The organism is Paenibacillus sp. FSL H7-0326 (genome assembly GCF_001955535.1).
Taxonomy (GTDB): Bacteria; Bacillota; Bacilli; order Paenibacillales; family Paenibacillaceae; genus Paenibacillus; species Paenibacillus shunpengii.
The window spans coordinates 1,410,930-1,433,873 of record NZ_MPVN01000001.1; the positions used below are offsets into that span (position 1 = coordinate 1,410,930).

Below are 22,944 nucleotides of genomic sequence, written 5' to 3' on the forward strand. Positions count from 1 at the left end.
CTTAACGTTATTGTGTTCACAACGCCCGGCAAATGTCGGTTGTGTCTAGCTGATTCTGCTCCCCTGCTCATATCTTCTACTAGATTGAGGAGTGCAAGCAACAATGCTAAAATATATTATTAATATAATATGTGAATTTAGACTCATCTTTGATAGATTACATAAAACTACTCATCCCACATTCTTATTACTTCTTTTAATTCTAGACCTTCAAAATGCATTTTATAGATATCTGGTTTCTTTAATTGATCTAAGAATTCTAAGCCATAATTTGAATCAAAATAATTTATCATCAATGTCATTACAAGACCGTGTGTTCCAATTGCAATTTTCTTCCCTTGGTGTTGTTTTAATATGGTGTTAAGTACTGAAACTGATCTATTCTGACAATCTGCGTTTGATTCGCCACCTGGTAAGGCATATTCAAAGTTGTAAAAGTGATGTCTAATATTAGACATCAAATCAATAATTTCGCCTGAAGCAAAATGGCGTTCCCTGAGATCTTCAAATGTTTCTATCTCTAAGTTTAAGTGTTCAGCCAATCCCTCAACACTCAATACTGCTCGAGAATAGGGACTTGAGATTATGATGTCTATTCCTTCACCAATAAGTATCTTTGTTACTTTATCAACATCCATTTTACCCTTTGCAGTAAGCCCTCTTGTTCTTTCATTTCCTTCATCATAAGGCGATTCAGCATGTCTAACCATATAAATAATGGTTTCCATCATATATACCTCCCTAGAGATGTCCGCAGAAATTGCTTCCCCGAAATGCACCTTTGAAGACCGAGGTTAGCAGCTGCCAGCACTTCGCGAATGTTTTATTATCCGCTGTCAACGACAGCATTGAGATTATCTTCACAGTCTCTATTTCTTTCCGAAATCATCCTAATATCTCTCAGCTATAGATCTTAATCTTTCTAGTTCAATACTCTTATGTAATTGATCATAGAATTCTAGTTCAGCGGCTTTGATATATAGAACACCAAATTCATTTAAGTTATTCGGACTACAAAAGACTTTAACTACACCCTCATTTATTTCTGTTTATAAAATCTCAATATACTCTCTTAATATGCGCTTGACATTCTTTTTTCCAATACCTTTTTTATGTCTAACATTAAATCTCTGTGAGTCTCTTCATTCCATTGGTATTGATCATCTGTCCAATTTGATTCCGGATAGGTCCATACAGGGTTTCTTCGATTGTACTCCGGTTCCCATTCATATCTCGGAAATACATGAGCATGTAAGAATGGAGCCTCATTACCATAAATTGAATAATTGATTCTCATTGGTTTACATACTTCTTTCAAAGCATCTCCTAATAGACTCATATCAAGTAAAAAATCATTACGATCTCCATACTCTAGATCTGTTAGCTCGTTCACTTTCGGTGCTCGAATAAGCAAACAATAGCCCGGTAAAAATTGTGTTAATCCGATAACAGCGTAGCCTGATTTCATCTTGGTTATGACAGTAGGATTTTCACCTCTATCTGCAAAACCTATAGGATCTGACAGAAAATTATGCTTCATAAACTCATCTCCAAGATATGATATTTTACTTGTATTTACATCACATAACGTTCGCGTATGTACGACGGCTGCGCAAATGCACTGTTAGCCTCGAATATCCGACTTAGTCCACTTCCGGAGATCCTCGGTCTGACCAATGGTCGTGAGCTCATAGCTTTTAGATAGAGTCTATCTTCACTAATTTTCCTCTAGTGTCTTATATAAATTCCTTACTAAGTATAGTTTCAACTACTTTTTTATTGTCCTTATACTGCAACTTGATAAGTGATATTTCTTGCACCTCGGCTTGTATACTCTCTAATCTTTTTGTACTGTATTGTAATGCTTCTAATAACTTCTGATCGCTTAAACGGTTTGCAATTGTACAGTGGGGTATCCATTTTTCAGGGTTGTACGTTGAATTGGAGAATACATTATATTCCTTGAAGTGATGATGATGATTGAAGTGAAGTTCTAGCAATTCCATTGTTGGATTCGGAGATAAGAATAAAGCTCCACTCTTTATGAACGTCCCTAACATGCTAAAGGTTAGACAGATCCTTGGAGTTGAATCGTAATATTCGCAGAACCTATTCTTGAAACTAGACTCTTCCAAATCTGAATAATCAGCTATGGTTAGATGTGGCTTTCTATTCTCTATTTCGTTAGCATAGCTAGATATACCTTCCTCATTCAATTCCCCCCATAGATTATTGATTTTATCATTTGTTTCTGAGTCAAAATGAAGTACTATCCCATACAAAATATAATCACTACTTTCTATTCTATTTAAGTTTTAAATTCTTGTTATATTCATTCGTTTAAGATCTCTCACGCCTTCCGAACAGCAGGCGAGTAAAATACGTCACTATGCATGTGCTGAATTCTGTCCCAATTCCCAGGATTGGTCGTGTCTTGCGTACGGTGCTCCAGAATGGCTTGATATAGGGCCGTTTTTTCTTCCAAATGGGCAACGTGCTGTTTGGCTTCTTCGAGCTTAGCGAGTGCCGCTTCCTTATGTTCCATCATGAGTTCGAAGCGTTGCGGAATGGTCGAGTCTCCTTCTAAACAGAGATCGATGTACGTTTTTATGACTCCAATCGGCATCCCGGATTGCTTAAGGCATTTGATGCCATGCAGCCAATTGATCGATTCTTCGTCGAACATCCGTATATTATTTTGATTGCGCTGTATGCTTGGCACCAAGCCTTTATCCGTGTAAAAGCGAACTGCGTGCTCGGTAAGTCCTGTTATTGAAGCAGCTTCTTTGACTGTATACATGTGAAATCCTCCTTGGAAAATAAATTAACGAAGACGCCTTGACTTCGTGTTATACGAAGGTCCTAAGCTTATTGTAATGCAGATGAACCGTATGTGGAATCCCTGCTGCTGTGCCAGACTCAGGAATACGTGCCGCTTGCTCTACTATTACATTTGAATATTAGGAGGAATTACAATGCAAACCGTAACATTAAACAATGGTGTAAAAATGCCGATCATCGGCTTTGGTGTCTACCAACTTCCGAACGCTGAAGAATGCGAGAACGCGGTATATGAAGCGCTGATGGCAGGTTACCGCCTAATCGACACCGCCGCCGGTTATCTGAACGAGGAAGCGGTCGGGCGAGCGATCAAGCGCAGCGGCGTGCCGCGTGAGGAGTTGTTCATCACGACCAAGCTTTGGGTTCAGGATGCCGGTTACGAGAGTGCCAAGCAGGCATTTACCAAATCCTTAAAGAAGCTGCAGCTCGACTATCTTGATCTGTATCTTATTCACCAGCCGTTCGGTGATTACTACGGTGCTTGGCGTGCGATGGAAGAGCTGTACCGGGAAGGCATGATCAAGGCGATCGGTGTCAGCAATTTCCTGCCCGACCGTCTGATGGACCTTATTGTGCATAACGAAATCTTGCCCGCGGTCAACCAGATCGAAACGCACCCATTCTACCACCAAATCGAGAGCGCCAATTTTATGAAAGAGCAAGGAGTGCAACACCAGTCATGGGCCCCATTTGCTGAAGGACTTAACAACCTGTTCAGCAACGAAGTGCTGGCTTCGATTGCAGAAAGACACAACAAGTCCGTGGCTCAGGTCGTGCTTCGCTGGCTTGTTCAGCGTGGAGTCGTTGTTATCCCAAAATCGGTGCACAAAGAGCGGATTGTTGAGAACTTCAACATTTTCGATTTTGAGCTGAGTGCGGACGATACTGAACAAATTTCCACTCTCGATATGCGGGAAAGTCTTTTCTTATCGTACCGTGATCCGGAAGTAGCCAAGATGATGGGGAACTGGAAAGTCGATCTGTAACGCTAGATCGATCCGTAAACTCATCATGCGTTTATCCTCATCTATGTAAGAAAGGACAAGGAGGGTTCTCCTTGTCCTTCTTCTGATTTGATTGAAATTCCAAGAATATATAACTGCATCCTGATGTTCCACAGCTTACATATGGTTTTATCGTCCCAAGACTTGATAGCTCTAACGCATCTTCAACCTTTATTCCGGCAACCTTTAAAACATCTACAGCCGTCGTAGGATATAAACAGGATGTCCCGCTGCTGATAAAAAGTTCATCATTTAGAATCTGTGCTCCTTTGTGTCGTTGCTCCCAGAGTCTTGGCGGGAACGTAATCTCGGTGAAGAAGTCGAGTATTACGTAGACCGCTGAACTGTAGACTGTCAGATCTCTGCCGAAATCGTCTCACACCCGTTGAAAATCGCAAACCTTTGGATACAGTTGTTCAGGGCTGTTCGCAACTGCGTTGTTTGCTTCACACCGTTCTCGTACCAGATGTTTTTAACAACGAGTGTTCCTGTTTTTCGCTCCACGATGATCTCGGCTCGTCCAATGAAGCTCTCTCCATATAATAGTGGCAGCACATAATATCCGTATTTTCGTTTAATTGCAGGAGTGTAAATCTCCCAGGTGTAATCGAAGCCAAATAATTCGTTGATAAGTCTTCTGTCCCATATGAAATTATCTAGAGGGGCAATAAGCTCGCAACGCAGTTTCGGCTCGTGATCTTGCAGAACGTCTTCAATTAGCAGTAAATCCTCCGTAAGGCAGTACAGCATATCCTTAATTTGTTCCACGACAACAGCAACAATGCGTTCTTCTTGTAATAGCTGGCGAAAAACTTCATTACGCTGAGCCGTTTTCAACCCCCATATATTCATCCATGCATCGGACGCACGATTCCATAAGAGGCCAACAGAGCCGATTCGACGCAGCACCCGCCACTTATAATGCTCAAGCTCATCCTCGAGCGGCTCTGATGCATTCAGCAGATTTGGCTGTATGTACTTCTTGGCTATATCGTAATACTTACGAGTTCCTTTTTTATGATGGATAATCAACTCACCCGTCGAATACATCTGTTCCAGCACCGAACGGGTTGTATTGTTTCCGCTGCTCCAGTGGATGGCCGATTGCCAAGAGAAATCTCCTTCCAATTTCAAATCATTTGAACTTAGTGCACCGTAATTTTGGATATGAGCTCTTACTTGCGCTGTCAACGCTTCCATTTCTGGATAGCGTGCTCCATGTAGCCTCGCGGCTTGTCTGAATCGCTCAAAATACGGCCAATCCTCGACAGGAATAATGGACAGATTCTTGTCAGGATAATCGACAAGACTTCTATTCTCATACAGCAGCTCGGCGAGCATTTCCTTCGTAAATCCCTTAATACGCGACTGCAGCACCAGTTCGGCGTTTTTACCGCAAACATCGATGGGGTCATATTGAATACAGCTGGCCTGCCGAGCAAAGTCCAATACGCCCTGCTTCCCACTAAATTTATATTCGCCCAAAAGCCCATGCTTCAACAACAGAAATTGCCGTGCCTGGCGTTTTGTTAATTGGATCATGTACGCACCTACCTTCTAGTTTAGTAAAGTATTACTTCACGAGTATCCAAATTGAAATCTCCTGCAATTTGCTCCTGGAAATATTTTTATAACAGTAATCCTTCTCCAATCATCGAAACCATATCTATTATCATAATATTTCAATATTAATGACAAAAGGTTTCCATGGGTAACAACAGCAATATTCTGTTAAGGTCATTCTAACAATTCTTTAATGCATACGATCCCCCGTTGCATTGCTTCTTGTGAAGATTCCCCCGAGAGGTTTAAGGCAGTTTCTGTTGCGGGTTAAAGACTTAGCCTCGCTGGATGTGTCCGTCTGAATTACTACTCTGCAACGGAATATACTCCGTAGTGATTATGCTTCTTCACGCTTCTAGCGGACCAAGGATCACTTGCGATTTGATGCGTTAATGTCATGTTAGATGATGCAGTCGCCTTCTAAGCCTTACTTTCTAAATTTAAGGTTTTTCGATTTTTTTGTAGTTTTCTCTTCTAAAGCAATCCCAACTAATCCTAGTAGCATATTTCTAATAAGTAATTTAAAAGATACATTAATAAAGAATAATAGAATTGCAAACAAAGGAACACAGTACAAGAGAAAAAAAGGAAGCCACGTGAATTTATCACTGTCTACTGCCGACTTCATTAAGATAGTAGCCACTGAAAATATAAATGAAAAAATAATTCCTATGTATTGATTATTTTTATATAGTTCAATTGCAGCTTGGTAGTTTACCTTTGCTATTTTAAGTTTTTCCTCACTAAAACTTCTGTAATGGTTTAATAATTCCTTGTCATATGACAGATCTGAGTTTTTATTGCGTTCGTTTTTTATAACTTTCTTTGTTATGTATCTTGAAATAATTTTTATCATTTATGCTTTTCCTTTCTTAAATTATTTGCAACTATTTCGCCTAACTCTTTTATCTCTGAACTTCGTAAATAACACTTCATATTGATAATTCCTAAACCTATTAATTTTCATTTTGATTATACTTTATTACCATATATTTGTAATCCTCAGTTTTTCACCCATCGCTTATCCGATCCAGTCGGCTTTGAATTTTGCGAGTATGTTTATATACTTACGTGAGTGTAGCTTTCAGTTGTCGAGGAGTTTAAGTGACCAAGCAGCTCCTGAATATATCTTAGATCCGTGCCTGCTTTAAGCAGATGGATAGCGAAGGAGTGTCTAAGTACATTTATTCCTGCTTCCTTCTTAACTCCTGACCGCTTCAATCTAGATATAATCGAATGATTTCTTTGGATTTATACAAAATACACCAGGCATGTGAGTGCCCTTGATCAAGCAAATACTGAGTATACCACTGTACATCGAGATCCCCAGAATAAACAGCTTTTTCGTTAGTCTCATCTTCGACAGAGGTTGTCTCTGGCTTATTCTTGGGGCTATCGGAATATTGGTTCTCTCGTTTATCACCCAGAGCACGATCAACATCCCTTGGTTTATTTTTATTCCGGTGGTGATTCTTGTCTTCTGGATCGCTTCTAAGAAAAGTAAAAAGTAAAAGATCTTACAGTTTCCGAAGGTATCGGCACTGACAGGCTCATGTTGAGGCTGTCTTTTTCGTGTTGCAGAAGTGTTGGAATCGATATTTCCACCTTGATTGAGAAAATGGAGAAGGGCGAGTTATAGGCCCTTTTCCACTATAAAATCCGAATACCCTACATATATAAGGAGCTCCAACATGGACATCTTAAATACAATGAGCAGAGGAGAATGTAGTCATGGAAACGTGTAGTTCTCCACGCTCACGAGCAACACCGATTGGAAGCATCTTTTCGAACATCGGATAATTATAGTCTCGAATCCCATAATCGTCGATACGCTTCTGATACTTGGGTCTACGCTCCTTTTGAAGCCCTTCCGAAAAGAGTATTTTGGCTCGTAGCGCATCAAATGAGTATCCACGACCTAAACGATTGGCGACACGTATTAGGTTGTTCAGAGACTCCGTATAAGCGTTTGTAACACGATGATCGAAGTAGGAGAATATCTCCATCTCCCAGTTCGCCATAGCTTTTGTAAGAGGCTCAAAAGCAGATTGCAATTCCGTTCGGATCTTGGCTTTCCAATCTTGATATTTAAGGTACGCCTTCTGTCTGCTGTCTGAATCCCACAAGTCAAAGAATGATTCTTTAAGTTCATAGGCAATGCCAAGAGAGGGATGATTCTTTGTCCAAATGTCAAGCGTTATCCTATCCATCTCTGTGAGCTCCTTGTTGCGCTTCAGGAGGATAAAGCGATCGTGCATAAGCCCACGCCGTTCCTTCGGTGATAAGCTCACTCTAAGCTGTTTGCGGATGGTTTCCAACGCTTGGTTTGCCATTCGGACAACATGAAACTTTATCAATAATGATAATTGCTTTGGGTAGTACTGCCTTTACAGCGTCCTTATACGGCTGCCACATATCCATTGTGACATAATGTATTCTGCCTTTGTTTGGGATGCGTGAGAGGCTGCCTATGACCGTTTCCTTGTTGCGGTTAGGCAGAATATCAAACAAGGTATGTTCTTGAATATTGGTTAAGACACAACGAGGCTTGATAATGTGAATCTCATCAATGCCAAGCCAATTAGGAGTCTCAAATCGCAACGTTTCTTCAAGGCGCTTGATGTAGTCACGAAAGATGTTCCGTATGGTCTTCTCATTCAAACCTACATCTTCCGAAACACTTGTGAATGTACGCTTGATGCTCTGCTTTTCAATGTACGATAATAACGATTAGTACAGCTTCGCTTTTCATTGATCGTGTGGTCTAAACGCTCCCAGAAGGTTTGCTTGCAATCTCTACAACGATACCTCTGACGCTTTATGAGAAGCCCTACACGCTTTCCGTGGATCGGCAAGTCCATACATAACTGTTCTCGGTTATCGTGCTTGTAAAGGTTCGCTATGCATCCACAATGAGGACAAGTTAAAGGTGGAGAGTCCGCCTCCACCCGAATTTGAAAGTCATGTTCATTCTCAGCAACATTCAATATGTTGAATTTTGAAAGGTTTAGGATATCCACTATCGGTCTTATCGCCCATTCAGTGTATCTCATTGGTCTCAGAAACCAGACTGTTAATAGGATAAGCTGCACTGGCAGGAAACTAGAAATTCAACTCAAAGACCTGCCGACAATATTTTGTCGGCAGGTTGAGCTACTACGAGGCCGGTGAGCATGCAACAAACCGTAAGTTGGCAGTCAATTAGTCATTTCGAAGGTTTGACTAATCTGCTACCCTGTTTATCATTCTTTAATCCAATACTAGCGATTAGTGCGATGATCACTGCAATGGTAACCACCAGAAATGAATCGGAATAGTTTACGGCATCTAAACTATACATTGGGTTTAACGGAAAGTTCGCATCTCTCCGTGCATGCAGAAATGCTCCAATGAGGCTAGCTCCTGTTCCTACCCCAAGATACAGTGCACCCTGAAAGAATCCCATACCTACTCCAACCATATCCTTCTGAAGAACTCCTACAGCAGAATTAGTAGCAGGTGAATTAACTAAAGCAAAAGCTATTCCCGCCCCCATGACTCCCACTGAACTCATAATGGGGGATGCCCCTGTGGCAAATGTCGACAAGAAAAAAGTGGATATTCCCATCACGATTAGTCCAGTAACAATAAGCGATTTGGTCCCAACACGATCAGATATTCGGCCAACCCATGGCGAAAGGAGTGCAACAGCCGCACCTCCTGGTAAAAGTGTTAAACCTGCTTCACCAGGAGTGAGTTGGTTAACTTCCAAATTAAGCAACGGTACGTATACAAGGACCGCAAAATAGGCAAACGCAGACAAAAATGCTACAACCACGGAGTTCACATAGAGTTTGTTTTTGAACAAGACCGGTCGTACGAATGGATTTTTTGCCGCGCCAATACGCCAAATGAATCCAATCATGGAAATAAGGGAACCCAAAAAACTTCCTAAAGTAGAAAATGAGGTAAAGCCGTTGCTTTCCCCTTGCGTTACCCCCAAAAGGAATAGTCCCACGGCAAGACCTAATAGAGCACCACCTGCCAAATCAAATCCTCGCTCGGTTCCACCTACTATTACCGGTTTAATTCCTGGCAGAGCAAAAATAGACCCGACTACAATGAAGAGTGACAGGATAAAGGTTATCCAGAATAAAGCAGGCCATCCCCAAGTTTGGCCGACAATGCCGCCGAAGATCGGTCCAAAGGCCGTTCCTATACCAATACACCCCGCAACGACTCCTAATGCGGTGCCACGTTTCCCTTCTGCAAAAACCTTCGAAACCGCCACAACAGATAAGACCGGTATGGCAGACATTCCAGCTCCTTGAACCATCCGGCCGAATACTAATACTGGCAGGCTGGGAGCAAGAACGCAGATCAAACTTCCAATGCTCAATACGGAAGTGGCAAAAGTGTACAGCTTTCTGAGTTCAATAAAATCCGACATCCGACCGTATAGAGGAATACCAATAGCAAGTAGAAGTGTAATTCCAGTCACTACCCAACTTACTTGAGCCTTCGAAGCTTGTAAGGATTCGCTAATGAGACCAAGAACAGGGTTCACCATATCCACCGTGATGGCAGCCAATAAGGAAGACAAGACAAGGACCATCATTAATAATTTTGTGGACACCTGATTTTGTACAGATTCATTTTGTTTTGTCTTTGTATTCATTTGGAAAAGCCTCCTAAAATATTTGATTGCTTATTTTAGGAGGCTTGGTCATCTGATTTCTTTACCACGTACATTCACCCTTCCTACATGTTACAAAAGTTGGAGATAAAAAATAAAAGACGTGCAGGGGCAGTCCCGAACTTTATATATATCTGACCATAGCTACCATTGTCATTTTTAGGTCAGTAAAACAACTGTTTTTTTGCGGAAACTGACGATTTAAAAATTATGATATAATTATGAAGAAACTGAACCCGACAAACAAGAGCACTAATTCATTATAATAGTTTTTTATCACCTCTTATAATTCAAATGCATGACAAATAGATTTATATATATTATCTTGATATTCAAAAATTTATAGCTGTTTCAACCATTAGATCAGAATTTATACACACATGGCAACGAACAGATTTCAACCATATTATCCGAATACCCTATATGTATAAACGTTTACAGTTCCACATATGTTGGATTCGGAATAAAAATGGATCTACCCTCTAAACTAAAAATGAATGATGCTCCCACCATAACATCTTCAGCTACATACTTTTCAGTTCATACTTTATCTGCTATATCATAGCTTTTTCATAAACAGGATCTCCAAAGGCTCATTCTCTTGCATCAAACAGCCGGCGTCCTTGTACCCCAGCTTGCGGTAGAAATGTTGAGCGTCTTCATTGGATTGGGTCGAGGTCATTACTGTAGTATAGCCTTGCTGCCTCATAAGCTGCTCCCAATGGAGTACAGTCTCTTTGCCGTACCCTTTGCCGCGGTAAGGTTCATCAAGCCAGATCAAGTTCATAAAGGGGGTGTTATCCCAAAAGTATCCATACCTCATCCAGCCCATGACCTCAGAAGAGTGCCTTAGCATCAAAATTTCTTTATCTCTAATCTTGCTGGCGATAAGCGCTTTAGCGATATGTTGATCTCGATCTGCTATGTATGTATAATCCGCCTCTGTTGCAAAATCAATCTTCATGCGATCCCCACTTTCACAAGCAAAATTCAACTCTTATACAACATAATAACTGCATGTCCTTCATTAACTTTCCATTATCCATCTCACGTTCAATAGATGCCCTAAATAACTATACTATAGAGATGACGACCCAGCCTTGAATGGTCATGTTTGAGACGGAGTCATGTATAAACTAAACAGGGGAATCTTACTTCCCCGTCCTTACGATATGGGCAAGCTTATACATTTCCGCGATATCATACCGGTTGATCGATTCAAATCTTCTTACCGCCTCATCAATATCTACGAGCTCCACCAGAGATACCTGCTCTCCATCCTCGGGATTAAGCGGCTTGGCCACAATCTTCACTTCACCATACCCTAGTAGACGAATAAAATTCGGATGCGGGATATGCGGGCGATAGGCAGCTTCAGCCATTGAGGAGCACTGAAAATGACCAAATGGCTGATAAGATACGAGCTCCGCCCCGATCTCTTCCATCAGCTCCCGCCTTAAGCCTTCCATATAGTGTTCACCGGGTTCGAGTGTACCGCCGATCAGCTCCCATCTGCCATCCTCCAGCTGCATGACAACGTACTGATTGCCAACGACAGGAATGATACTGATGTTACTGATCAGCGATTCTTCCGGTGCCTGTTCTGTATTCAGATGAGCTGTCACCACTCCCCAATGGATCGGTCCGCTCAGTGTCTTGAATTGCTGCATCATCTCGTTCAATATATATGTCACCTCTACTGGTTCATTATGTTTGCTTAAGCTTATAACAGAAGCAGAAGATTTGCATCCTCCAGACGGAGCTACATACTGGTGAAACAACATATTAGACAATATTAATGATGTTGACGCTGTACATATCTGCAGTTTTGATGGATGAAAGCATCACTTCAACATTCCCCATCATCCCTAAAAAACCTTCCCGATCAGCACCATCACCTGGCTCTCTCCTGTTCTCCGCAGCACATAATAGCCTTCTGTCGAAGCGGTTGCGATACCATCCGGACCTACGTTGCACAGCTCGCCTGGCTTGCACGATCCATCATCTCTGACCCGCAGCTTGCCCAGCATGCCGACAGCAACCCACTCGAGTCTTTGCATCCTAGGAATATACGCTTGCTTCGGATTCCAGGCAGGGTTCAGCATGGGCTGCAGCTCTGTTCGCTCAGGAGCGAGGACGGCTTCTTGTTTGTCCAATAGCGCTGGTACGGTGACCTCATGATACTTTGTTCTTCCCCACTCGTCAGTCACATATCTTCCCTGCCAGCCCATTTCACCTGAGTCTGCGAGATAAGCAGGCACAGCACTGCTCACACCCAAGATGTATCGATCTCCCGGACGTGCAGTTCTGACCCGATCCCCTTCCAGAGCAATAAAATAACCAGGCTCGATGGGCTGTCCATTTACCGTTTCGAACATTTCGGCATAATCTGCAGCCGGACTGCTGACGGTCCCGTCGATTCTTACATCTCCATTGCTCAATATCTTGGCAGCCAGCCCAGGAGCTTCAGCGCTTGTCCCATTCGCCAAATACCAAGAGTACTCCTGCTCATTGGCTGCTCCGAATCTTCCCATGATGTGGACACCTTCAAGTCCATTGGTAGTAGTACTTTGTCCTTCCGCATGAGCATAGTTGCTGTCTGCCATGGTGTTTACACCTTCTGAATGAGAAGCGAGTCCTCCAGCTGTTGTGATTGCTCCTTCGGCATGAGCCGCTTGGCCACTTGATATACTCTGATTGCCCTCGGCGTGGGACTGGTCGCCACTCGCCACCGTACGCTGTCCCTCCGCATGAGTAAAAGCACCGCTGGCGAGATTCAGGTTCCCCTCGGCGTGGGAGGATCTACCGCTGGCTGTATTGTTTTCACCCTCTGCATGGGCTGCTTGTCCCGCTGCGGTTGTCTCCATTCCTTCGGCATGGGAATTAAGTCCGCTCGCAATCGTCAATTCACCTTCCGCGTGCGCGTTAATGCCAGCTGCGATCGTGAGTCCACCTTCGGCATGAGAGTTCTGCTCAATGGCCGATGTAAGAAATCCCTCCGCATGCGAGTTATCTCCGTCTGCAATGGTGGCCTGACCTTCTGCATGAGCATAGAGCGCACGCGCCATGGTACCGCCGCCCTCCGCGTGCGAAGCCGATCCAGATGCAGATGTAAAATATCCTTCAGCATGGGCTGCCTCTGCACCCGCTACAGTCTGCTCCCCTTCCGCATGTGAGTATAGACCGGAAGCGATGGATGCTCCTCCCTCTGCATGTGAGGCATCTGCCAGCGCTTGTGTTAAGTATCCCTCGGCGTGGGCCGCAGTCTGTGTTGCTGTCGTATCCAGTCCTTCCGTATGGGATGAGCTGCCGATTGCCACCGTATTTGTCCCTTCCGCTGTGGAACAAGTTCCTATCGCCTGTGAATTGCATAACATCGATACATCTCTCCTTCAGAATCTTTGATTCTATTATTCTATGAGAGAATATGAATAATGCCTGGGACATTGCTAGACAGAAGGTCTCTTTTTAAGGAAAAGGGGGGATGACTACTTTTTTCTCACTTTCAGTAAATTTCTTTAGCCATGACCCGAAACTAATCTGCCATCCGCAACGCTATATATAATAGATTCATTTTAGAGTAGAGAACAACAAAACAATTCCATAGAAGACTGAGTATATGAACGTTTAAGAAATTTCCACTCTAGGTCTTTCATCTTATCTTAGGAGCAATGTTATGAAAAAGAAATACGATCGCATCTCCATACTGCAGCTCATATGTCTCATGGTCCTGCTTACGGGATGCGCTAACGTTGCCCCAGCTGCTTCGAGTCTCTCACCTGAACGAATAAACGAGCTTAGACAGGAGTATCCTGCCGAACAAGGATTTCCTCCAAACATCATGGCTAGAGAGATTCCCTTCCAGCAGGTACTAGAGGTGGCAGATGCCGTGATTATTGCAGAAGTCGTGCAGCCTAATCCCAACTTCCACAGTGAGTTATTTACTGAGCCCAACACGCCGGAAGGAGCTCTTGCCGAAAAAACAAATAAACAAAATCTATCACCAGCTGTCTATGAATTTTTCTCCTATCAAGTCCGTGTAGAAGAGGTCATCTATGGAGAGACTGTTGAGAACATCATAGATCTATTCTATAGCTCTGAAATGAAAGGATTTGAACCTGAATTAGAAGCCGGTATGAAGATCGTAACGGCAATCATGTCGGGAACAGGAGATGAGCAAGAGGGGAAGTACTCATACACCCGCTACGGAACCTATTACATTGTGGACGAGAATTATGTCTTATCTGCTTATGAAGGACATAGCGAGGAGCTGACCGCCTTTGCCTCACAGACCAATGGCAAGCTTCTTACGCATCTGATCCGTACAATAAAGGAATTGACCCATTGACCCAGCCATAGGGTCCGTCAAGTATTGCCTGTTCTATTCCTTGTTCTACTGCTTCCCATAGTCAATTCTATGGCCTTCTGCCTCCTCCTTTACCTCGTTTACCTCAAATTATTCAACTTAAGAGCATATCAAAAAGACCTGCGAATAAGTCATAAGGATGAACCTGTTCGCAGGTCTTGCTGATATGCTGCGTTGCTATACTCGCTGTTTACAACGTATTTTCAAAACGGATGAAAATATCAATTGTATTCATTGCTGTTTTTTTACTCTTCACTCATTGCTTCTACAACATACGAATTTCAAAGGAGGTATCCCCTTTTACAAACTTCTTACAGCCTAGATCGCCTTCGCTTCCGCACCAAGCGGCAGTGTAAAATAAACCGGCTTTTGCGCTTCATTTTGCTGATATACAACCAGCAGCAGTGTTCTGCCTTCGGCAGCAGACGGAGTACCTCCAGCCAGCACCTTCTCCAGATGGAACGGCAAAATCTCCAGTACCGCGTGCTTCTGCAGCTCTTTTTCACTCAGTGCCATGCTCTCGTATACCGAAGAAATCTCTTCAGGATGCTCGCTTAGGCGCTTGATATACCCTGACCAATCGCTCTTCTCCAGCGTAAGATCCCACCATATTTTGCGCGGCTTGTACTTATGACCAAGGAAGTAATCCAGCTTCATCAGACCAAGGATGACGTCCATGTTCGCCGTACCCCGATCCTCCAGAAATGAACGCAGACGGGTGAACAAATCCTCCAGCTGGTGGCCGATCTTCTGCCAGCCCTGTCCTTCCCAGTAATCCCCGAACGCTTGGAAGAAATCAAATGGAGAGGTGAATTCCTGCTCCATCAAGTACTTCAGTGTATGATCCATCCGGTGTGCGTTCCAGTATTTCTCCAGCACATCCTCCAGCCGTTTCAATCGGACAATATCGCTGAATGGAAGGACGTCGCTTCCCAGTATTTCATAAGGTGCATGCTCCATATACGAGTAATTATACTTGTCCGCATCGATTCGCAGACCCGTCCCCCGCAGCATTTTCAAGAATCCGAGCTGAAGCTCTTCTGGACCTAGTGCAAATACATCGTTAAAGGTCTTACGAAACGTATCGTAATCCTCCAGCGGCAAGCCGGCGATGAGATCCAAATGCTGATCGATTTTACCGCTCTCCTTGATCTTGCTTACGGTACGGCTCAGCTTCGCAAAGTTCTGACGGCGCTTCACAAGCTCATTCGTCGGATCATTCGTGGACTGAACGCCAATCTCAAACCGGAATATACCGGGCGGCGCATGCTCCGCGAGATAATCGAGCACCTCGGGACGCATAATGTCAGCCGTAATTTCGAATTGGAACACGCAGCCTCTGTGGTTCTCGATCAGGAACTGGAACATGTCGAGCGCATAATCACGCTTGATGTTAAACGTCCGATCCACGAATTTGATCAGCTTCGCCCCGTTATCAATCAGATACAGAATATCCGCCTTGGTGCGCTCAATATCATAATACCGTACACCGACCTCTATACTGGACAGACAGAACTGACAGCTGAACGGACAGCCGCGGCTCGTTTCGAAATACACGACCCTTTTACCGAGATCCGGGATATCCTCTGCAAAACGATGCGGCGAAGGCAGCTCATTCAGATTCGCCTTTGGCCGGCCCGGCATGACAATGACCTCATCACCCTTACGATAGGCAAGTCCATACACGAAGTGGTATTTCTGAGTTGTCTCGATCTCCGTCAGCAGCTGATGAAACGTCTCTTCCCCTTCGCCAACCACGATAAAATCGACGTTTGTCAGACGCTCCATCCAGTATTCCACATCATAAGACACCTCAGGTCCGCCAAGAATGATTTTGACCTCGGGCATGACCTTCTTCAATATATTAATGACCTTGATCGTCTCTTCGATATTCCAGATATAGCAGGAGAATCCGATGACATCTGCCCCGCGCTGATATAGATCGGACACGATGTTCATGACGGGATCCTTGATCGTATACTCAGCAAGCTCAATATCAAAATCCTTCTCGCTGTAAGCCTTCAAGCAGCGAATGGCAAGTGACGTATGGATATATTTCGCGTTCAGTGTCGATAAAATAACCTTCATTCTGCACAACCTTTTCCCTGTGGTTAATATATAATTAATTACTGTCTAAAAATCATAATCATCATAAGGCTCGTCCACAGAACTACCGCCCTGATTCAGGAAGAAATCGAGGAACGGCTGTCCGTATTTCTTGAATTTCACTTCCCCGACCCCTTTTATCTTCAGCATGTCACGTTCGCTCTGCGGACATACCACACTCATCTCGCGCAGTGTCGCATCATTGAAAATAATATAAGAAGGCACATGCTCCTTCTCCGCCAGCTCCCTGCGAATCAGCCTTAGCTGTTCGAATACCGTTTCATTAACCGCCGAAGGTGATGTATCCCGGCTCACACGACTGCTTCTGCTGCTGCGCGATGAGGCGGCTGACGCACTTACGCGGGCAACACGCTGCATCACTTCACGCTGTCCCTTGAGCACTTCCACTGCCAGCGGCTGCAATCTTACCACAGGGTATTGACCCTCAGATAAGGTAAGATATCCTTCGGATACCATCACGTTAATGATCTCCGATATTTCCTTCTCCGAGCGATTGGACATGACTCCATGCGTAGGCAGCTGGTCGAATCCATACTCCATCACCTTCTTGTTCCGCGACCCCTTCAGAACTTGGGATACCATCGTAATGCCAAACCGTTCACGCATCCGGTGTATGCAGGAGAAGATCTTCTGCGCGTCAACCGTCATGTCGATGAGTTCCCGGTCGTCCGTACATGAGCTGCATATGCCGCAGCCTGTTCCATCATGAACCTCACCGAAATAGTCCAGCTGTGCACTCCTAAGACATTTGGTCGTATAGCAGTAATCGATCATCTGCTGCAGCTTCCGATAATCATTTCGCTTCCGATCCTCATCCTGGAATTCGCCCTGCTCAATGAGGAATTTCTGAGTCATGATATCCTGCGCGCTAAACAGGAGAATACACTGACTCGGCTCACCGTCCCGCCCTGCACGTCCTGCTTCCTGAACGTAGGCTTCCATATTTTTCGGCATATTGTAATGAATGACATACCTTACGTTACTCTTGTCAATCCCCATGCCGAAGGCATTCGTAGCGACAACGACTCTTATATCATCGAATAGAAAAGCCTCCTGGCTCGCCGCACGTTCGTCATCCGTCATGCCGGCATGGTAACGCCCTGCTGCAATCCCCGCAGATTTGAGCCGGCTGTACAGATCATCTACATCCTTACGGGTTGCCGCATAGATAATGCCCGCCTCATCCGCATGCTCGCGTGTGTAGTCCATAATATATTCCTTCTTGTTCTCACCGCGCAGCACCTGCATCGCCAGATTATCCCGTCCGAGTCCGGTTACGAACGTTTCAGGGTCACGAAGCCGAAGCAGCTCCAGAATATCATCCATAACCGCAGGCGTTGCCGTCGCTGTGAAGGCAGCCACGATCGGGCGCTGGGGCAAATAATCCACAAATGGTGCTACCGCCAAATAGCTCGTCCGAAAATCATGTCCCCATTGGGAGACACAGTGTGCTTCATCGACAGCAACACAGGATATGGGCAGTGCGGCCATCTCGTCTCGGAACCAGTCGAGCTCAAGACGCTCCGGGGCGACATATAACAGCTTCAGCTCTCCGCGCTGTGCCGCCCGGATCCGATCATTCACTTCACGTCCAGTCAGTGTACTGTTGATATATGCAGCAGGCACGCCCATGGCAAGCAGGGCATCCACCTGATCCTTCATTAGGGAAATAAGAGGTGACACCACCAGAGTGAGACCGGAATGCAGAAGCGCCGGAATCTGATAGCATATCGACTTGCCGCCGCCTGTCGGCATGATGCCCAGGGTATCTTGTCCTCTCAATAAGCTGTCCACTATTTTCTTCTGGCCTTCCCGAAAGTCGGGATAACCGAAGTAAGTCTGAAGCAGCTCGCGTGCCTCATCCATTGTTCTTTCTTGTATACTCATTGCCGTTACTCCTCACCGTCTTTCTTGATAAGAGAACATCACCTGTTCGTATTCAGCTTACATCTATCCAGAATGAATGAACTATAGCGTTAGTTTTACGATCTCAATCTATTTAGTGTACCGAACATCCCTGCTCTACATCAAGATGCCTGATGGATTTCATTTCAGAATTGCTTCATTTATATGTAGATTGATCCTAAAACGCAAAAAAAGGAGGTCATCTCATTGAAATGACTTCCTTTTGTCGTTCTATACCCACTCAGGCTAGCTTCTGCTCATAGATTGGATTAATCTTCCATCCATTCCGGCTCATCATAGCCTGGGAAATGCTCATCCATCAGCTTCCTGAACTCGGTGGACTGAAAATGCTCCTTCAAGCTGCGGGCAAAGTTTGTCCCTTGATCCTTGCTGCGCACGACCAGCTGGTCCATGAATTGACCTGGGACATCCTCTACATCAAGTGCCTCCTGCTCTGTAAGGCCTGCATCGACAGCAATATGCAGGGGGGCAGCAATAAGTGCTTCGTTCTTGATTCGATCGGAGAGCTGATCGATGGGTGCCTTTTCGAACTTCAAATTTTTCGGATTGTCCGTGACATCTGTCTCCACAGACATCTCAGATAATGACGCGCCTTTGCGGATGCCAATCAGATTCTCGTCCTCCAGCATCATCAATGCACGGCCCTGCATTAAGGGTTCCTCCGGAATAATTACCGTCGTACCGTTTGCAATCTGGTCATCGTCCTTGAATGTATTCGAATACAGCGCAAGCGGCTCGGTCGGAACGCTTGTTAACGTCGTCAGCTGCTCCTTCCGATTATCCATGAATGTATTGATATACGCATCGATCGAACCTTCAGCAAGCTTCGTCGCTGCCTCTGATGGGTCTGTAATTTCTGTGACCTGTAAGGTGTAGCCCTGCTTCTCAAACAGATCCTTGATCGTTTTGTCGATAAATTGCTTGCCTGCACCTTCTGTCCCGGCAATCACAATTTGTTGATCCTCATCGATATTTTCCTTGCTTATGTCGTTGCTGTTCTCCTCTACCAAATGATCACCACAAGCGGCGAGCAGCAAGCTAAGTACAGCGAGAAGTGCTAGTAGATGAAACTTCTTTTTCTTCATGTTCATGATGTCTATTCTCCCTTTTCTTCATACTCTTATAAGATTTCATACTTGAGCTCATTCTATGCATCATCATTTTACCACGAACAACCTCCACGACCCCAGGCGATTCCGTGCAAACTTTACCTCTTGTGTGGTATATTAACCAGGATATCAAGAACTAAACGCTTGATGGATTTGCCGTATTTTTAACCGAACCAGGAGGCCTTAAGGCATGCGAAAAAAAACGAATTATCAAGGTACAGAGGATGACTACAGCAACCGTCCACCGTCAGCCTCGAACACCAGATCACATAAAGGCAGCAAAGGACAGGCTTCAAGCTTCAAAGGATCAGCCAAATCCACTTCGAAAAAGCCTGCTTCGATTCCATCGGCGCCGGTCAAGAGCTACATCGTCCAAGAAGACGCTGAGCTGCTCACCTACTTGCTGGCGAACTTATCCAATAAGAGCCGCAATTCAGTCAAGGCACTCTTGTCCCGCGGCCAGATTAGCGTAGATGGGAAGCCGATTACGGCATTTAATCATCCTTTGACAAAAGGGATGAGCGTCACAATTGATCAGGAGAAAAAAGAAGAAGCACCTCCCCTCATCGGCCTGACGATTCTGCATGAGGATGACGACATTATCATCGTGAATAAGGATTCTGGCTTGCTGTCTGTTGCTTCCGACAAAGAACAAGAGCTTACAGCCTATCGTCAGCTGACAGCTCATGTCCGCGTATCCCATCCGGCTAACCGAATCTTTATCGTTCATCGCCTTGATCGGGATACCTCAGGAGTGATGATGTTCGCCAAGAGCGAAGCCATTCAGCAGTCTCTCCAAAATGCTTGGCGTGATACGGTCGAAGAACGAACCTATGTTGCGCTTGTGGAAGGTAAGGTCAAGCAGGAGCAGGGCACGATTACCTCCTATCTAAAAGAGAGCAAAACACTCAAGATGTATTCCACTCCCTATGCAAATGATGGGCAGAAGGCCGTTACTCATTACAAAACACTGCAAACCAGCAACGACTATTCATTGCTTGAAATTCAGCTCGAGACCGGCCGCAAGAATCAGATCCGGGTTCATATGGAGGAACTGGGACATCCGGTTGTCGGGGACAAGAAATATGGCGCCAAGGGACGAGGCATCGGCCGACTTGCGCTGCACGCCAGAGTGCTTGCCTTCACTCATCCGGGAACCGGGAAGCAGATGCGGTTCGAAACACCGATTCCCAAAGCTTTTCTCAGACCTTTTCCACCGAAGTGATCTCAGCCGATAGCATTATATCGCCTTCGCATCCACCTTTTATGTGATGAGTGAAATGGATTCCAACACCATATTTACTTATGCTTCCTCTTTAATTCCCAGCTATTCTGGGTAAAGTATGTACAGGACTGTACATGTTACTAGCGATACTCGGGACAGGAGGCAAGCATTCATGGCACTTACACCAGAACAGCGCATTGAGCTGCATGGGTTTAACAATTTGACCAAATCCCTCAGCTTCAATATGTACGATGTATGTTATACCAAGACCAAAGAAGAACGCGAAGCTTACATCGAATATATCGATGAACAATATAATGCAGACCGATTGACTCAGATATTGACGAATGTATCCCATATTATTGGAGCGCACGTGCTTAATGTGGCAAAGCAGGATTACATCCCTCAAGGGGCAAGTGTAACCCTGCTCGTCTCGGAAGGTCCTGTAGGCGATGCTGAAGAGGAGTCGTTCGAAGAATCGCCTGGTCCGCTTCCGGATCATGTGGTGATGCATTTGGACAAGAGCCATATTACGGTTCACACCTACCCGGAGTTCCATCCCTATGAAGGAATCAGTACCTTCCGAGCTGACATCGACGTATCCACTTGTGGAGAAATTTCACCGCTGAAGGCGCTGAATTATCTCATTCATTCGTTTGATACGGATATCATGACGATCGATTATCGTGTGCGTGGATTTACCCGTGATATCGATGGTAATAAGCTGTTTATTGATCATGACATCAGCTCCATTCAGAACTACATTCCTTCCAGTATTCAGCAGCAATTCGATATGATTGACATCAATGTGTACCAGCATCATATTTTTCACACCAAATGCAAACTGAAGGAATTTGATCTCAACAACTATTTGTTCGGTTATACGAAGGACAAGCTGAGTGCAGAGGAACAACAAGAAATTACGGAACAGCTCAAAACAGAGATGGACGAAATTTATTATGGCATCAATATGGATGCCGGCGTCATAGACGAGAATGCAGAAGAGGATTTTATTTACCAGCGGGCAGTCGATATGGATTCATGACATTGAGCAAAAAAAGGACAGCATCGCCGAAAGTCTAGGATTTTCGGTGCCAGCTGTCCTTTTTATATTTTAACCACGCAAGAACTTCACAGCAAACTTGGCGGCTTCATGCACCTCTTGCACAAAAGCTCTGTTTTCCTTCTCCCACTCCTGCTCATCGTCCAAGGCAATTTCCTCTATGAATTCGTTTAACAGCTCAGCCAGCTCTTTTTTGCCAAGGGCTTTGCCAGCGCCTTTTCCTCTAAGCAGCTTGACTACAGAGCGAACGACGCCAAGACTCTCTTTAATGTAGGGATATTCGTCACGATCCCAAGCCTTCGGGTTGTCCATATCCAGAAATACAATCCATTGATCAAGTAAGTCGGCTGCTTTTTTAGATGTCATTTGTACCATAATATTCTTCATTTCTCTCCTTCAAAGTTTCCTTGTCCTAACGATAACCGTTGATTATGAAAGTAGCAAGTTCCGTTTCACAGCTCTTGCATATATCCGAGCACCGAGTGGAAGTATAAACCAAGTTGACGTATGACTCCTATTTATTTAAACTAAAGTTGTTAAGAGGTATTAATATTTAATATCTTTAAACAAAAATGCAGCAGGACTTGAGGTGAATGATTCGTGAAACACGAATTACTGTCTAAACTAATGAGCGGCTACATGACGAACTTTGTGGTGAAATATGCCAAGATTTTGGACAACGATCTCACCTCGTCGCAATACTTCATCCTCCAGACACTGGCTTGGGAAGGTCCTCAGACTTCAACCTATTTCGCAGGCCAGCTGGATGTAACGATGCCGGCAATTACGAATTTGACCAACAAGCTGGTTAGCAAAGGGTATATTGAGCGGCGAAGTGCTGAATCCGACAGACGTAAGGTTGTACTGCATATTACGGATCAAGGGATGGCCGTCGAGCAGAAAATGCTGGATAAGTACAAGGAGCTTACGGATGGATTATGGTCCGAGTTCTCAGAAGAAGAGATGGATCTGCTTATTGCTTCGTATCAGAAGATGCTTAAGCATTTGAATCAACCAAAGGACCCATCTCAGTCTGACAATTAAA

At 44.5% G+C, this 22,944-nt stretch carries 20 protein-coding genes and 1 pseudogene; 5 read left to right on the forward strand and 16 right to left on the reverse strand.

The features are described from left to right. Positions 1-167: 167 nt before the first annotated feature. The 4 genes from BK126_RS06950 to BK126_RS06965 all read right to left on the reverse strand — a co-directional run bounded on the left by BK126_RS06950 (position 168) and on the right by BK126_RS06965 (position 2,800). Positions 168-728: a histidine phosphatase family protein gene (locus BK126_RS06950; RefSeq protein WP_076311883.1), complete on the reverse strand. Its 561-nt coding sequence runs from the start codon at positions 726-728 to the stop codon at positions 168-170. Between the two features lie 344 nt (positions 729-1,072). Next, a complete protein-coding gene (locus BK126_RS06955; RefSeq protein ID WP_076311884.1) occupies positions 1,073-1,540 on the reverse strand; it encodes an HIT family protein in 468 nt (155 codons plus the stop codon). 196 nt (positions 1,541-1,736) lie between these two features. Then, the gene (locus BK126_RS06960; protein ID WP_218639241.1) at positions 1,737-2,216 is read right to left on the reverse strand and encodes a 2'-5' RNA ligase family protein; all 480 of its coding nucleotides are present in this window, start codon (positions 2,214-2,216) and stop codon (positions 1,737-1,739) included. A gap of 134 nt (positions 2,217-2,350) precedes the next feature. Next, a complete protein-coding gene (locus BK126_RS06965) occupies positions 2,351-2,800 on the reverse strand; it encodes a MerR family transcriptional regulator (protein WP_076311886.1) in 450 nt (149 codons plus the stop codon). Between the two features lie 175 nt (positions 2,801-2,975). Here BK126_RS06965 and BK126_RS06970 point away from each other — a divergent pair, with 175 nt between their 5' ends. After that, positions 2,976-3,827 (forward strand): aldo/keto reductase, encoded by an 852-nt coding sequence (locus tag BK126_RS06970; protein ID WP_076311887.1) that lies wholly within the window; start codon positions 2,976-2,978, stop codon positions 3,825-3,827. 372 nt (positions 3,828-4,199) lie between these two features. Here BK126_RS06970 and BK126_RS06975 read toward each other — a convergent pair whose 3' ends face one another. The 8 genes and pseudogenes from BK126_RS06975 to BK126_RS07015 form a co-directional block, all read right to left on the reverse strand. Then, complete coding sequence (locus BK126_RS06975) at positions 4,200-5,387, reverse strand: winged helix-turn-helix domain-containing protein (protein ID WP_076311888.1); 1,188 nt, start codon at positions 5,385-5,387, stop codon at positions 4,200-4,202. Positions 5,388-5,835: 448 nt separating this feature from the next. Beyond that, positions 5,836-6,264 (reverse strand): hypothetical protein, encoded by a 429-nt coding sequence (locus tag BK126_RS06980; protein WP_076311889.1) that lies wholly within the window; start codon positions 6,262-6,264, stop codon positions 5,836-5,838. Between the two features lie 203 nt (positions 6,265-6,467). Next, a complete protein-coding gene (locus BK126_RS29765; RefSeq protein WP_305954031.1) occupies positions 6,468-6,629 on the reverse strand; it encodes a tyrosine-type recombinase/integrase in 162 nt (53 codons plus the stop codon). A 479-nt stretch (positions 6,630-7,108) separates the two neighbouring features. Then, positions 7,109-8,428 (reverse strand): annotated as a pseudogene (locus tag BK126_RS30350) (ISL3 family transposase). A 185-nt stretch (positions 8,429-8,613) separates the two neighbouring features. Then, entirely contained in the window at positions 8,614-10,065 is a 1,452-nt protein-coding gene (locus BK126_RS07000; RefSeq protein ID WP_076311891.1) for an MFS transporter, read from the reverse strand. A 577-nt stretch (positions 10,066-10,642) separates the two neighbouring features. Next, positions 10,643-11,047, reverse strand: coding sequence for a GNAT family N-acetyltransferase (locus BK126_RS07005; protein ID WP_076311892.1), 405 nt, complete (start codon positions 11,045-11,047; stop codon positions 10,643-10,645). Positions 11,048-11,234: 187 nt separating this feature from the next. Further along, entirely contained in the window at positions 11,235-11,756 is a 522-nt protein-coding gene (locus BK126_RS07010; protein WP_143757715.1) for an NUDIX hydrolase, read from the reverse strand. A 195-nt stretch (positions 11,757-11,951) separates the two neighbouring features. Continuing rightward, a complete protein-coding gene (locus BK126_RS07015; RefSeq protein ID WP_076311893.1) occupies positions 11,952-13,460 on the reverse strand; it encodes a peptidase G2 autoproteolytic cleavage domain-containing protein in 1,509 nt (502 codons plus the stop codon). Between the two features lie 299 nt (positions 13,461-13,759). Between BK126_RS07015 and BK126_RS07020 the strand changes: the two genes are divergently transcribed. Next, positions 13,760-14,431, forward strand: a complete 672-nt coding sequence (locus tag BK126_RS07020) for a hypothetical protein (protein ID WP_076311894.1) — start codon at positions 13,760-13,762, stop codon at positions 14,429-14,431. Positions 14,432-14,767: 336 nt separating this feature from the next. On the opposite strand, the gene BK126_RS07025 is transcribed toward BK126_RS07020, so the two are convergent. The 3 genes from BK126_RS07025 to BK126_RS07035 all read right to left on the reverse strand — a co-directional run bounded on the left by BK126_RS07025 (position 14,768) and on the right by BK126_RS07035 (position 19,593). Beyond that, complete coding sequence (locus BK126_RS07025) at positions 14,768-16,537, reverse strand: B12-binding domain-containing radical SAM protein (protein WP_076311895.1); 1,770 nt, start codon at positions 16,535-16,537, stop codon at positions 14,768-14,770. Between the two features lie 45 nt (positions 16,538-16,582). After that, positions 16,583-18,463, reverse strand: a complete 1,881-nt coding sequence (recQ, locus tag BK126_RS07030; RefSeq protein ID WP_076311896.1) for a DNA helicase RecQ — start codon at positions 18,461-18,463, stop codon at positions 16,583-16,585. Between the two features lie 287 nt (positions 18,464-18,750). Next, a complete protein-coding gene (locus BK126_RS07035) occupies positions 18,751-19,593 on the reverse strand; it encodes a MetQ/NlpA family ABC transporter substrate-binding protein (protein WP_076311897.1) in 843 nt (280 codons plus the stop codon). A gap of 208 nt (positions 19,594-19,801) precedes the next feature. On the opposite strand from BK126_RS07035, the gene BK126_RS07040 reads away from it, so the two are divergent. Together BK126_RS07040 and speD are read left to right on the forward strand one after the other, a co-directional pair. Continuing rightward, entirely contained in the window at positions 19,802-20,836 is a 1,035-nt protein-coding gene (locus BK126_RS07040) for an RluA family pseudouridine synthase (protein ID WP_076311898.1), read from the forward strand. A gap of 172 nt (positions 20,837-21,008) precedes the next feature. After that, the gene (speD, locus tag BK126_RS07045) at positions 21,009-21,881 is read left to right on the forward strand and encodes an adenosylmethionine decarboxylase (protein ID WP_076311899.1); all 873 of its coding nucleotides are present in this window, start codon (positions 21,009-21,011) and stop codon (positions 21,879-21,881) included. A gap of 69 nt (positions 21,882-21,950) precedes the next feature. On the opposite strand, the gene BK126_RS07050 is transcribed toward speD, so the two are convergent. Further along, the gene (locus BK126_RS07050) at positions 21,951-22,286 is read right to left on the reverse strand and encodes a hypothetical protein (protein ID WP_076311900.1); all 336 of its coding nucleotides are present in this window, start codon (positions 22,284-22,286) and stop codon (positions 21,951-21,953) included. 213 nt (positions 22,287-22,499) lie between these two features. Between BK126_RS07050 and BK126_RS07055 the strand changes: the two genes are divergently transcribed. Continuing rightward, entirely contained in the window at positions 22,500-22,943 is a 444-nt protein-coding gene (locus BK126_RS07055) for a MarR family winged helix-turn-helix transcriptional regulator (RefSeq protein WP_256702730.1), read from the forward strand. Position 22,944: the final 1 nt, after the last annotated feature.